General features: G+C 49.3%; 11 protein-coding genes. 6 read left to right on the plus strand and 5 right to left on the minus strand.

All coding sequences use genetic code 11. The features are described 5' to 3' along the window. The 3 genes from EKM99_RS01525 to EKM99_RS01535 all read right to left on the minus strand — a co-directional run. The coding region (locus EKM99_RS01525; RefSeq protein WP_191983285.1) for a transposase at window positions 1–443 on the minus strand (443 nt) is incomplete at its 3' end. 420 nt (window positions 444–863) lie between these two features. Continuing rightward, the gene (locus EKM99_RS01530) at window positions 864–2,183 is read right to left on the minus strand and encodes an MFS transporter (RefSeq protein WP_125580236.1); all 1,320 of its coding nucleotides are present in this window, start codon (window positions 2,181–2,183) and stop codon (window positions 864–866) included. Between the two features lie 66 nt (window positions 2,184–2,249). Next, window positions 2,250–2,774, minus strand: coding sequence for a DUF1440 domain-containing protein (locus EKM99_RS01535; protein ID WP_125580238.1), 525 nt, complete (start codon window positions 2,772–2,774; stop codon window positions 2,250–2,252). Between the two features lie 374 nt (window positions 2,775–3,148). Here EKM99_RS01535 and EKM99_RS01540 point away from each other — a divergent pair, with 374 nt between their 5' ends. Both EKM99_RS01540 and EKM99_RS01545 read left to right on the plus strand, forming a co-directional pair. Next, window positions 3,149–3,841: a hypothetical protein gene (locus tag EKM99_RS01540; RefSeq protein ID WP_125580240.1), complete on the plus strand. Its 693-nt coding sequence runs from the start codon at window positions 3,149–3,151 to the stop codon at window positions 3,839–3,841. 272 nt (window positions 3,842–4,113) lie between these two features. Continuing rightward, window positions 4,114–6,384 carry an ATP-binding cassette domain-containing protein gene (locus EKM99_RS01545; RefSeq protein WP_125580242.1) on the plus strand — a complete coding sequence of 757 codons (2,271 nt, stop codon included), beginning with the start codon at window positions 4,114–4,116 and terminating at the stop codon, window positions 6,382–6,384. Between the two features lie 79 nt (window positions 6,385–6,463). Here EKM99_RS01545 and EKM99_RS01550 read toward each other — a convergent pair whose 3' ends face one another. After that, entirely contained in the window at window positions 6,464–7,342 is an 879-nt protein-coding gene (locus EKM99_RS01550) for a nucleotidyl transferase AbiEii/AbiGii toxin family protein (protein ID WP_164511477.1), read from the minus strand. A 31-nt stretch (window positions 7,343–7,373) separates the two neighbouring features. After that, window positions 7,374–7,988, minus strand: coding sequence for a type IV toxin-antitoxin system AbiEi family antitoxin domain-containing protein (locus EKM99_RS15700; protein WP_164511478.1), 615 nt, complete (start codon window positions 7,986–7,988; stop codon window positions 7,374–7,376). 337 nt (window positions 7,989–8,325) lie between these two features. Here EKM99_RS15700 and EKM99_RS01555 point away from each other — a divergent pair, with 337 nt between their 5' ends. The 4 genes from EKM99_RS01555 (at window position 8,326) to EKM99_RS01570 (ending at window position 13,006) form a co-directional block, all read left to right on the plus strand. Beyond that, on the plus strand, window positions 8,326–8,718 hold the full coding sequence (locus tag EKM99_RS01555) for a tautomerase family protein (protein WP_125580246.1): 393 nt from the start codon (window positions 8,326–8,328) through the stop codon (window positions 8,716–8,718). Between the two features lie 178 nt (window positions 8,719–8,896). Beyond that, entirely contained in the window at window positions 8,897–10,426 is a 1,530-nt protein-coding gene (locus EKM99_RS01560) for a hypothetical protein (RefSeq protein WP_125580248.1), read from the plus strand. A 640-nt stretch (window positions 10,427–11,066) separates the two neighbouring features. Next, window positions 11,067–11,825 (plus strand): WxL domain-containing protein, encoded by a 759-nt coding sequence (locus EKM99_RS01565; protein ID WP_164511479.1) that lies wholly within the window; start codon window positions 11,067–11,069, stop codon window positions 11,823–11,825. A gap of 116 nt (window positions 11,826–11,941) precedes the next feature. Beyond that, window positions 11,942–13,006, plus strand: a complete 1,065-nt coding sequence (locus EKM99_RS01570) for a DUF916 and DUF3324 domain-containing protein (protein ID WP_125580252.1) — start codon at window positions 11,942–11,944, stop codon at window positions 13,004–13,006. The last annotated feature ends 2 nt before the right edge of the window (window positions 13,007–13,008 follow it).

The following is a 13,008-nucleotide window of genomic DNA, read 5'->3' on the forward strand; positions in this document are numbered from 1 at the left end:
TCAACATCAAGAACCATATCAGACTGGTTGCTTTGGGCTATCAACCGCCGATTGAGGGCAAGATTAAGCCTACTGAAACCATCCGTGGCAGTCTGATCCAAGCGATTAATAAAGCGAGAAATAGTTGGCTGAGAAGCCAACTGATCAGTTCCTAAGCATAGTTTCAACGCAGCGTCTTTGGCGAGCGCAGCAATCATCGAATCATTTTGGTAGCCGGCAATTTTTTGAAGTAGGAGTTGCGTTAGCAACTCAGAAAAACCATGTTTAGGTCGGCAACGACTGTCTATTTGGGGTAAAAAGGATTTGATCATTTTATTAAAATCTATTTTTTGAAGAAATTCAGTTGTCAAAAATAGACCGGCGTCATTGGTAAGTTGGGTACCATCATCACAAAAAGAAATTTTTGAATTGAAGTCTAAGCTGTGGTCTAGTATATTAGTCATTAGGAACTCCCCTTTTGGATATTGTTTTGTCTGATAACTTCACAATACCATTGTAGGGTTCTTTTTTTAACCTTTTTTTGGTCACACCCGATGGGTGAGACCAAAAAAGCTAGAAAACCTCAGAGTCCTAAAGGGCTGGTTGAGATTTTCTAGCTTGCGATGAATAATCCAGGTGGAAGGTTATTTACCATGGAATTTTGTACAGGGCGTGAGCGACGGCATAGTTTCGGAGTCAACCGTAGCGTAGCTTAAGGCATGGAAAGAAGATGGCGTCCTCAAAAATCGAGGCGCCATCTTTTTTATTTTACCTCGGTACGGGCGGTTATTAGGTGCTTACAAAAAAATAGCACCGACCAGTCCTTGTGCTGGCACGGTGCTATTTCTTGTATAGATTTTTAACTGTTTTTCGCTGAAAACCAGTCAATCAGCTTTAATCGCCGCCTGCAGCTTCTCCTCGTTGTAGAACCAGAGAACGCCGAACATCACCACGTACAACACCAGCGGAATCCAGGCGTAGTTCAACGTGATCATGTGTTGGGTCGCGGTGTTTTGGGGATGGTTGGCCACGTAGCCTGACAAATGGAAGAGGCCAGCGGTCACCAGGCCGCCGAGTCCGAGCCCCACGTTGACACCGAAGTCATCGGTTGAGGCCAAAATTCCTTCGGCCTGAATGCCCAGCGCCATGCCGTAGCGAATGGTATCCGCAATCATGATGGAGACCAGCCCGATAATCAGACCGTTGCCGATGGCGTTGACAAAAATCCCGGTAAAAATGAGGGCCAGTTGGTTATTGACCACGCCCATTGTCAAGACGACTTGCCCAGCGCCAGCCGCCACGATTCCGCGCGACATGGTCTGCTTCTTGCCCCACACGCGGGCGGCCGGAACGATGAGCATCACGCCAGTCAGGGCGGCAAAGGTAAAACCGTTGGCCAGCGGGACCAGCGCCTCACTGTGTTGAATGTATTTGAAATAGTAAATGGTGGTTTGATTCTTGATGGCCGTCGTTAACCAGTACAACAGAATCACGACGGAGATGATCAGCCACGGCTGGTTTTGCCGCAACATTTTACCGACCTCACCCCAGGATTGGTGGGACTTTTCGGGGCTGGTGAAGCGTTCCCGTACGTGGAAAAAGGTGTTGAGAATTAGCGCCAATGAAATCAGGCCAAATAGCACGATGGTTAACAGAAACCCTTGCCGTTGGTCACCGTGACCGAACAGGGCGACCAGTGGCAGGGTGAAGACGGCCACGATGATCTGGACGGAGCTGCCGCCAAATTGGCGAATCACCCCGAGTAAGGTCAGCTCGGATTCATTTTGCGTCATGGTCGGCAGAATTGAGGTGATGGGCAGGTTGACCGCGGTGTAGAAGAAACCCAGGCCGAGGTAAGTTGCGTAGGCCCAGACGAGCTTGCCGGCACCGCTGAAAGGCGGCGTGACAAATGTCAGGATGGCAAAGATCACGTACGGCAGCGCGTACCAGAGAAAGAACGGTCGGCTCTTGCCCCATTTGGAATGGGTGCGGTCGATCATTAAACCAATGATGAGACTTTCGGCCACGTCGGCCAGGCGGGCAACGATAAACAGAATCGCGGCGGCACTGGCGGAGAGACCGTAAACGTCGGTATAAAAGAACAGCAGGTAGGTGGTCATCATCTGAAAGACCAGATTATCCGCGGCATCGCTAAGGCCGTAGCTGACGCGCTCGGGCCATTTGGTTTGCCAAGGCTTTTCCATGGATTCGCCCCCGTTAAGATTTGTTGGGTAGCAGTGAAACGAAAAAATGACTCCTAAGATGACGCGTTACTTGCGCCGCTTGCTGGCTTGCGTCAAGCGCCGGTAGACCTCTGCGCCGACTAAGTCGTTGGTCACCATCCAGACGATGTGGCCCAGCGCTTCGGAAACGTGTTCTTCTTTGGGCTGGTCTTCCGCGGCGGGCACGGTGCCCATGGCAGGCATGATGCCGAGGTGAAAGGCGACCCAGATGGCGAGGCCGAACCAGGTGCCGGCGTCCTTCTTCACGGCGGGAATTTTTTCACCAATAATTTGATAGAGTACGGCAAACGTGGTTGAGAAGCCAAAGTGAATCACGTAGCTGACCCACGGCAGTTGTTGGCCAGAGTAGGTGTAGGTGGCATGGGTCAGCTTGGCAGGGATGCCGACTTGTTCCAGCAACCGTTGCGGCGGATTGGTCGTGTTCCGTTCGGGCGTCCGCGGCGGCAGGACGTTTTCCCAGCCCAGCTTAACCAAACCGGATACAACACCAGCGGCGCCACCGGCAAGAATGGCAGCGCTTAAATTTAAGGGATGACGCTTAAAGAGTGACATGAAGAGTTCCTCCTTTAGTTGTTTCTATAGCTTAAATTATAGCCTTTTCGTGGGCGTTTGGGGAGGCTTTGATTGGAGGTATTTTGGGGATCGCTGTGTGTCGAGAAAATAAATTAATACCAAAATATTACAGTATTGATTATCGCTATGGAAGTGAGCCCAGCTCCTAATTGATAGTGACCGGGTCTTTTTTATTTTCAAAGACAGATAGTTGTCATAAAGCCCCCAAAAAGCGGATTGTCGGAGTTGACGGCTTAAGGTTCAATCTATATGCTACCAAATAAGCTCAGAAATATAACAGGTCACATAAGAGAGGCGGCAACAGTTCAATGAATTCTATACGAAGAATAGGGCTACTTTTAGGTATTGTAGGTATGGGTGCTGCGTTTGGCTTGGGATTAGGCCAAACGACGGCGAATGCAGCGACAATTACCACGAAGTACACGAAGTTAACCACGAAGAGTTCGAGTCGTAATTTAACGAGTACCGGAAACTACGCGCTATATACGAAACCCGGAACAACTAAGGGTGCTAAGCTGGTCGTGTCCAAGAAATTGATGAAGACGTTTGGCACTTATTCGGCCAGTGATCGGACATACTTCAAGGAAAATCGGAAGAATAGAACGCACAAGGGTTCTGGCTATTACTTTCATGCATATGGTTATGAGGTAACTAGTACAGGCGCCATTTACTACCGAGTCGTTACCATGAATGGTAAGTATCGTGGTTATGTCTACGGTGGAAAAACGCTAAACAAGTACAGTGGTGGTGTTAAACGGGTGGCTACGACTGAGAGTATTAGCATTAGTAGCACAAGTAGCGTTTTAAACACAACGACAAGTTATTATCCGTTCAAAAGCATCTGGACTTATCCCAAGTATTCACAATATGGGGCAAAATTAGTGATCCATGCGTATGACTATCCAACTGATAAGTTGTTGGTTGTCAAAGCGGTTGAGAGAACCCGGGAACACGATAGCTATCTGTATGTTAAGAATCAGTCTCACCCAAAGTTGAGTGGTTGGACGACAATTGTTGGTGGCTCGCCAAATGAAGATTGGGTTTGAGTGGTCATTTAGTTTTGAATTCAAGCTACGCATACTTAAGCGAGGACGATTAAAACATCTACGGAAACTTCGGATGGTTTAGTCGTCTTTTTCTGTCCGCTAGTAGGTATATGTACAGGTGCCGCGCTTGCTATGACTACCTGTTGATTATCGTTCACCAAATTTTTCAGTCCATGTTTCACCTCTCAATCCCCCAGTCCCCACAAAATTTTAGAATATGGTAAGGTGGATAGGTAGTGTTTCAGAACGGCGGAATGAGAGGGGTAGATGGGATGCAACCAACTTTCAAACAAGGCTTCATCGAGATCAAGGATGCGACGCAAAATAACCTGCAGCACGTGAATTTGCGGGTGCCCAAGTACGAAACGACGGTGTTTGTCGGCCTATCGGGGTCCGGCAAGTCATCGCTGGTGTTCGACACGATTGCGGCGGCATCACGGCGGGAATTAAACGAGACGTTCCCCAGCTTCACGCAACAGTATTTGCCAAAATTTGGCCAGCCCCACGTCGGCGATATTGAGCACTTGCCAGTAGCCATCGTGATTGAGCAGCAGCGGTTAGGGAAAAATGCCCGCTCGACCCTGGCAACGTACACCGGCATTTACTCGCTGATGCGGCTGTTATTTTCGCGGATCGGCAAGCCGTTCATCGGCTATTCCGACAGCTTCTCGTTCAACCTGCCACAGGGGATGTGCCCGGCCTGCCAGGGGTTAGGTTACGTGGATGATATTGCTGAGGATAAGCTGATCGACCCGGAAAAGTCGTTGAATCAGGGCGCCATCACGTTTGTCAGCTTCGGGCCGAATACCTGGCGTTGGCGGCGGTACGCCACGAGTGGCTTGTTTGACGATGACAAGCCGATCAAGGATTACACGGCGGCGGAGTACGAGCTGTTGATGCACGCGCCGCAACAGAAGCTTGACCATCCCGGCGAAGGCTTTCCGCGCACGGCGCTGTACGAGGGCGTGGTGCCGCGGATTCGGCGGTCGGTGATTGGCAAAAAAGAAGCGGAACACCACCGCGAGGCCATCTCGGCGATTGTGACCCGCCAGCCGTGTCCCGTCTGTCACGGCACGCGGTTGAAGCCGGCAGTCTTGACCAATCATATCAACGGGGAAAACATTGCTGACGTCACGGCGATGGACCTGCGCCACGTGCTGACCTTTTTACAGGCGATTACCGAGCCGCTGGCCACCGACGTCGTTCGGGAGCTCAGTACCAAGATTCAGTCGTTGGTCGACATTGGCCTGGGCTATTTGACGCTGGACCGGGGAACCAGTTCCTTGTCCGGCGGGGAAGCCCAGCGGATCAAGATTGCCAAATACCTGACTAGCGCGTTGGTCGACATGGTTTACATTTTAGATGAACCCAGCGTGGGCCTGCATCCGCACGACATTCAGTTGGTCAAGCAGGCGTTGACCCGGTTAAAGGATAAGGGCAACACCGTGTTAGTCGTTGAACATAACCCGGCGATGATTGATTTCGCGGATTACGTGGTCGAAATGGGGCCGCTGGCCGGTCAAGGTGGCGGGACGGTAACGTTTACCGGGACCTACCCCGAGTTGTTGGCATCGGACTCGTTGACGGGCAAATGGTTGCGCCAGGCCCATCACTGGGGCGCGGAACGGCAGCCAACCGGGCAATTAGCTTTGCGACACGTCAAGCAGAATAATTTGAAAGACGTGAACGTGGACGTGCCACTGGGCGTGATGACCGTAATCTCCGGCGTCGCTGGCTCGGGGAAGTCTTCACTGGTGACGGCGCTCAAGTCGCAGCTCACCGAGGACTACATTGATTTGGCCCAGGCGCCCGTCGGCATCAACATTCGCTCGACGCCGGCCACCTACCTGGGCATTTTGGATGAGATTCGCAAGCTGTTTAGCGACGCCAATGACCGCGTGGGGACTAGCCTGTTCAGTTACAACGGCAAGGGTGCCTGCCCGCGGTGTAAGGGGAAGGGCGTCACGATTACCAACATGGCGTTCATGGATCCGGTCGTGCAGACGTGTGAGCTCTGTCACGGCAAACGGTACAGCGAGGAAGCCCTGCAGTATAGTTATCAGGGTAAAAATATTGCGGCCGTTCTCCAGCTGTCAGTCAAGGCAGCGGCGGACTTCTTCCGGGACACACCGAAGTTGGCTAGCAAGTTAGCGAACTTGGATCGCGTTGGGCTGGGCTACCTGACGTTGGCGCAACCCCTGACGACCTTGTCCGGTGGCGAGCTCCAGCGGTTGAAATTAGCGGTTGAGCTGGGCAAGCAGGGGACCATCTACCTGTTGGACGAACCCACGGCCGGGCTGCATTTGCAGGACACGGCGCGCCTGTTGAAGCTGTTCAATGAACTGGTGGCGGCCGGTAATTCGTTGATTATCATCGAACACAACTTAGCCGTCATCGGCCAGGCAGATTGGCTAATTGACGTCGGTCCGGATGCCGGTCGGTACGGTGGTCAGATTCAGTACAGCGGTACGCCGCGCGGCTCAATTGCTGTGACGGCCTCGCGGACGGGTGTGGCTTTGAAGGATTGGATTGGGGAAAGATAGAACAGATTAATTGAACAGACAAAATGGGCTTAGGACATTGAAATCCTAGGCCCATTTTTGCTTCAATAATTTTTGTCATTTAATCAGTTAACCACGGATGGTAGGGTGGCAAAGGTGCTTGTTCAGAAAAGCCTGCCAGTTGCAGTAAGCGGATTGCCGCTGAAATGGTTGCATCGAAAGAGACATCTGAGTTCGTTTGTAGAAACTGCTGCTTATCGTGATTCCAGCGCGTTATTAGCTGGGTACTTTGACCTAGGTCTTGAAAAGCAACAATCGGATTTGTTAAGGCAGCTTGTTGCTGATGCTGGTTAAACTGCCCAACAATTGATTGATATAAATCATGATAGTCGAGATGGTTTCCCTCAAATTGACTTAACGCGTAAATGTCATAGTAATCACGAGTACGCGTATTTTGGTCGCCATGTGCTAAACAAGCAGAGATTTTCTCAGCCAGGATTTGTTCAACAGGATAAGCGTAAGCCTGGATAACACTACCATCGATTTCGGAAATGTGCTGAAATCGCTGTACCTCAGGAATGATTAAATCATTGAGCGTTAAGTCGATTTTTAATTTAAAAGTAATTGGTTTGGTGGGACGAGACGGATCAGGGTTGGCCATCTTCAAATTCAGATGCAACTTATAACCTGGATTATAGTGAGTGGATGACTTTAGGTTTTCAACAACTCGTAAATTCTGAAATGAAACATCGTCCGCGAGTGGGATGGCGCTTATGGTTGTCAGAATCTGGGTTAACTCATCTTGGGACGTCACCAGATTGGCCGAGTAATCCAAATCTCGAGTGGAACGTTGACCAATTCCAATGATGGCGCCAATTAAATAGCCACCCTTGAGAATCAGTTCGTTTCTGTAAGGAGAAACTTCAATTCTGGCCAGTAGGCGTTCAGCAGCATAGCGACTCTGTAAATCCTGAATGGCAATGTGTTCAGTCCGTGCCAATGCGTTCAGTCGTCTAATAACGTCTTGGGGTTTAATGGGCGAATACCGCCGTAATTTTCTGTAAGTCTTGTAGTCCTGGAAATTGCGCCAAATAGCCTTGTAGCTTGGTAACGTTGGCGTTTTCACTTTGGAAATAGTTCCGGGTAGCCTCTTGTCGGTCCCAATCACTAATGGCTTTTTTGAAGCGCCAGGCGTCGATGAGCGCACGTTCCGGATTGTAGACCTTGAGCGGAAATTGATCATCATCCTTAAGCACAGTCGTGAGACCAATTTCGTAGAGCTCATTGGAAACAAAGTGAACGTTGACGTTGGGAAGATGGGCTAATTGTCTGACGCGATAGGCTTGGGGAACGGTCACGTCAACAAAGGTTGCTTGACGATCAATCAGGTCCCACCAAGTGAGCGCGGCGACGCCAGAAATGATGGCCTGGGGGTACTGTAAAGCAATGGCCGCGCGTTCATCAAAGAGATAGTGGTCGTTTGCCCAGATAGTGACGCCAGCGCGACCCTTGGCGATGGGGCGAATCTCACCAGCATCGGTGAGCGCGTTCAACCGGTAACTCGTGAGGCCCAGGGCTTTGGCCTGCCTGGTGGTGAAGACGGATTTTAACTGGTAAAGTGTTTTGTCGACTAATTGTGTATTCATTTTTATCACCTGAGACTGTAGTTTTCTTAATTATACAGTCTTAGTTGTAGATCCTCAAAAATTCCCTTCGTAAATTTCTGTCACAGACAGTCTAAGTAGCATACCTGACGCACATAGCGTAATGAACCAAACAAACGTTCTTTTGACGATTTATTTTGTAATAATGGCAAAACTTGATATTTATCAATTCACTAATCCCCCGTCTGCAGTAAACTAAGTTCTGTAATCAGCGAGCCCCACTAACAACACCAACGCACAAGTCACATGCGTTTGTGAATCACGCGCACCGTGCTAGAATTCACGGTGGACTTAACTAGTAGAAAAGGAGATTTAGCTCATGCCATTAATGCGAATCGATATGTTTAGAGGCCGGAGTAAGGCGGAAATCAAAAATATCTTGGACATCTCTTACCAGGTGGCCACGGAGGAACTGCACCTGTTGCCACGCGACCGGTACCAAATTGTTACCCAGCACGATCCTGAAGAAATGATTATTGAAGACGTTGGCCTGGGCTTTGAACGGACGGACAAGTTCCTGATGTTCAGTCTGACCTCCAGTCCCCGCGCCGAGGACGACAAGGAACGCTTCTACGCGCACCTGGTCAAGGCGCTTGAGGCGGGAACCGGCGTGGCGCCGAGTGATGTGATGATCAATATCGTCGGCAACACCAAGGCGGATTGGAGCTTTGGCGCTGGCGAAGCACAGTTTATGAACGGCAAACTGGCTTAGCGCGAGCCATGACGGTTGCCCAAAATTTTAAATGACAAGTTAGCGGGGATGCCACTAGCGCAGTGATTGCGGCGGGGACATCCCTTTTGTGTGGCAAAATATTAAACGTACGTTCCCCAACTCGCCGCAAATATGATACACTAAAAGAACGCGATTTTGAGACGAAAGGACGTTACGCATGGCAACCACGATTTTAACCCCGGCCGAGAACCGGTTCTTACAACTGAGTCAGCGCGCACTGGCCTTACCGGCATTGACCCGGTTGATGCCGCTCCTGCGCGACCATCCGACCATCAAGGATAGCAGTGACTTCCTGCCGCGTTCGGCTAGGGAAGCCTTGTTGGAGCAGCGCGTCGACTGGCTGGTTCAGAGCAGTGAGGCTTGGAAATTGCTGGCGGACTCCCCGTACGTGATCAATCCCAGCAACAATCGCTTGGATTGGCGGCACTGTGCGTTGTGCCACAAGCCGGTGCGCTACGAATATCACGTGGTGTTGCGTAAGGACGGCCATAAGATTGTGGTCGGGTCCGAGTGCGTGAAGAAGTTCATGAGTGACGAAATGCAGTACCTGATGACCATCACCACGGAGGACAACATCCACGCGGTCGCCCAGTACGACGACCTGACCGAACAGTATCCCCAGGTGCCCGAAATTTTGTGGGACCCGACCGCCTTGCCGCATTTACCAGAAAAGCACCAACGGCGGCAACGCTGGGTCCATAACGGGACCAAGAGCACGGTGACCGGTTATCTGAAACGGCCCCAACCGACCCTGCCGAGAACCCAGTTGAACCCGTACCTCACGGAATATGACGTGCTCACGGGGATTAACCGGGAAGCGGCCACAGTCGCCCAGCAGACGGCTGAGAGACGGGCTGAGCGGGAACGACGGCTGGCGGAGGAAGAAGCTCAGGCGGCCTGGCAACACGCCCAACACCAGGAAAGTACGGCGGTCAATCAGTTACGCGCGTCGGCACCGTATCAAACGTACCTGCAGCGTGTGGCCAATATCATCACGCAACATTTGCCATTGACGGATTTCAAGACCGTATTGGCGAAACTCGAGATGCCGGTGAGCCTACAAAAGTTGGTCAACTCGTATCAACTAGGCGTGATGGCGACGGAGTTTGGCCGAACGGGCCAAATTCAAGCGGCCAGGCTGCAGATTGTACCGCGCTACCTGGTGGCGGACTTAAATCGGGCCAGCCAGCAACGCGCCAAACAGCGTCAACGGGACTGGTACGACGACCTGTTCAACGCGGCGGTTGGGTTTGACCTGACGCCAGAGAAACGCCAAATAAGGCTGAAACAGTTGCAACAAGCCTGGGAGGGCCAACAGGTGCCAACTAGTATCTATGCTGACTGCGCCACGTTGCGGGACCGGCTAACGGCGGGCGAGTCGCTACCAGCCAACTGGCCAGCGCCGTTGCGCCAGGCATTTACGAAGCGGTTAACGGACCAACCAGCAGACCAGTGGGTGCCAGCAAAGAAGAATCACGTGACCACCAGCCAGTTGCGACGATTGGTGCAGGACAACCCAGACTTCACGACGATGAAGCACCACTATCAGCGGCTGTACGCCTTGCCAGCAGCGGAAGAAGCGATGACGTTGTCGGCGTTGGAACAGGTGGCGTTGCAACGAGCGGATGCGCGGGAAAAACGAATGGACCAGACGCAAGCGTTAATTCGAGAACTATTAGATAAGTAAGAAGCCGGGCCCGACATAAATTGTCGTGGCGCTGGCTTCTTTGTTTTGGGGTCGAATGATGGTCAATCGTTCCACCTCGGGTGAAGGTGCTGGAACAACGACGATCAAGTAGATATTGGTACAGAAGAATGGGGAGCAAGCTGCTAGAAAGTTGAAGCAATTTTGACAAACCACGTCGATTTATCCAATCTTTCGCTACTATAGAGTAACGAAAAAATCACTTTGAAAAAGTACGTAATCCCTTACAGCCATAGATGATTGAGGGCGTGTTGCAAGCCGACAAACGTTATCCAAATTCGTATAGATGGCTAGTTTATATGAACGATAAACAGCTACAATAGTCAGCCAACCGCTAGCTATAAACGCCGGAACGCCGGCAGATATGGCTTCTCGACAGACGATTAAATTTATTTTAAATATATGCCAGAAAATTGTTTACAACCCAACCATTTGGCCTTGTAATGGGCTTGTTACATAGTTAGTGAAGCGTAACATCCTTTTAGGGGGAGTTGCTATTCCACAACTGATCTTAATGATTGAGGTGCTCATCTTTATACCAAAATCATGACGATCCTTAGAGATGTTGTCTGTCACAGTGTTTTGGGAATCTAAAGAGATAAATCAAAGGGGTGCTTTATTTATGAAAAAGACATTAAGTACAATCGTATTAGCAAGTGCATTATTACTCGGGACTGTTGCACCAATTGCAGCACATGCAGACGGTCTTTCAGGTTCAACTAATGGTTCCGTAACATTTACTAAACCAGCAGATCAAACGACACCAGTTGATCCTAATAATCCTGACACACCGTCAGTGACGCCAGGCGATAATGGTGGGACTACACCAAGCGGTCCTTTAACTTTCTTGTACGTTACTAAGACACTTGATTTCGGGACGCACGAAACTTCAACCACCGGGGCACAGACTTTCACGGCGGGCACTAATGCAGCTACAGATAGTAAACCCGGTAGTATCAGTACGACGACATTTTCAGGCACGACCGCTAATCCTAACTTCGTTACTGAAGTTTCAGATACCCGTGCAAGTAACGCTGGGTGGGAAGTCGATATGAGTGCAACTAACTTTACAGATGGCACTCATAACTTAACCGGTGCTTCATTGAACTTTAATACTGATCAAAATGCAACAGTCAAAAATTCTGCAACTACGGATACTACAGGTATTTCACAACCAAAAGCTAGTGCTAAGTTAGGTACAACTACTGCAGTTCCAGTTTACACTGCGGCTAAGGGTAGTGGTGCTGGGACGACTTCATTCCAGGTAGATCCTAACAACATTTCACTAAGCGCCATTCCTGCAAACGTTACAGTTACTGGAGATTCAACGACTTACAGTGGAACTTTGAACTGGACATTAGCTGCGCTTCCTGAATCATAATTTTTATTACGAGGAAAGGTGTCCATTGGTTAACGAATGAGCACCTTTTTTCATTACATAAAGTGGTACTATTAACCTGTAGTACGACAAAATGATGGGTAGGCAGAGGTGTGACGATGCAAGTTTTAAAGAAAATTCAATTGGGGTTATTGTTGTTATTCGGCGTTTTTATTGGTGGATTAGGATTAGAAAGTGCATACGCGGCTAGTACTGAAAATAATATTGGGTACAACGTGTCCGCAGAACTTCCTAAAAATCAAATCAATAAGCAAAACTCGTTTTTCGATTTGAAAATGAAGTCAGGGCAAACCGAAACGTTAAAGGTTCGTGTGAACAATATCTCTAATCAAGATATCACGATTAAAACTGCAATTCACACGGCTTGGACGAATTCAGTCGGGCATATTGACTACATTAATCCAACCAAATCGTTTGATCCTTCATTACGTTACAAGATGAGTGATATTAGTCGAATACAAGGTAAGAAAACGTTGACGATTCCGGCTGGTAAATCCAGAGTGGTTTCGGCTGTTGTGAAAGTTCCTAAGAGTTCCTTTAATGGCGTTATCCTTGGGGGCTGGTACTTTAAAAAGGTAGATAACAAAGTCACCGGTAACGTTAAGGGAGCAACCAATATTCGTAGTGAATATTCGTACGTGATTGGGATGAAGTATACTTTGGGGAAAGTGCCAGTTGCAGCCATGAGTTTAGGCAGAGTTGCTGCAGGGTTAAGTAACGGGCACCAAGCGGTTTTTGCCAACTTGAGGAACACTTCAGCGGTTATTATTCCAAACCTGAAGATGGATACGACAATCACTAATCGGGACAATAATCAGACGGTTAAGCATCTTAAGCAGAGTAATGTTCAGACGGCACCAAACTCTGTTTATAAGTACCCAATGTTATTTGAAAACACTACGTTAAAGGCTGGAAATTATCATTTGCATATGGTGGTCAAAAATACTGATCGGACATGGGTGTTCGATAGAAACTTCACGATTACCAAGGCACAGGCTAACAAGTACAATCATGAATCAGTTGATAACCAGGGAATGAACATTTGGTTATTGATTGCTTTAGGTGCGTTGGCAATGCTGATACTGATTTTATTAATTCTCTTGATCATTTACTTGATTCGGAGACGTCGACGTAATGACGAAGACGAGGATGAAACAAAGTAATA

The organism is Levilactobacillus cerevisiae (genome assembly GCF_003946245.1).
Lineage (GTDB): Bacteria > Bacillota > Bacilli > Lactobacillales > Lactobacillaceae > Levilactobacillus > Levilactobacillus cerevisiae.

What these genes read in the sequence shown, in the direction of transcription:
- EKM99_RS01530 (WP_125580236.1), bottom strand. Translation starts at nt 2,183, where the DNA reads ATGGAAAAGCCTTGGCAAACCAAATGGCCCGAGCGCGTCAGCTACGGC.
- EKM99_RS01535 (WP_125580238.1), bottom strand. Translation starts at nt 2,774, where the DNA reads ATGTCACTCTTTAAGCGTCATCCCTTAAATTTAAGCGCTGCCATTCTT.
- EKM99_RS01540 (WP_125580240.1), top strand. Translation starts at nt 3,149, where the DNA reads ATGGGTGCTGCGTTTGGCTTGGGATTAGGCCAAACGACGGCGAATGCA.
- EKM99_RS01545 (WP_125580242.1), top strand. Translation starts at nt 4,114, where the DNA reads ATGCAACCAACTTTCAAACAAGGCTTCATCGAGATCAAGGATGCGACG.
- EKM99_RS15700 (WP_164511478.1), bottom strand. Translation starts at nt 7,988, where the DNA reads ATGAATACACAATTAGTCGACAAAACACTTTACCAGTTAAAATCCGTC.
- EKM99_RS01555 (WP_125580246.1), top strand. Translation starts at nt 8,326, where the DNA reads ATGCCATTAATGCGAATCGATATGTTTAGAGGCCGGAGTAAGGCGGAA.
- EKM99_RS01560 (WP_125580248.1), top strand. Translation starts at nt 8,897, where the DNA reads ATGGCAACCACGATTTTAACCCCGGCCGAGAACCGGTTCTTACAACTG.
- EKM99_RS01565 (WP_164511479.1), top strand. Translation starts at nt 11,067, where the DNA reads ATGAAAAAGACATTAAGTACAATCGTATTAGCAAGTGCATTATTACTC.
- EKM99_RS01570 (WP_125580252.1), top strand. Translation starts at nt 11,942, where the DNA reads ATGCAAGTTTTAAAGAAAATTCAATTGGGGTTATTGTTGTTATTCGGC.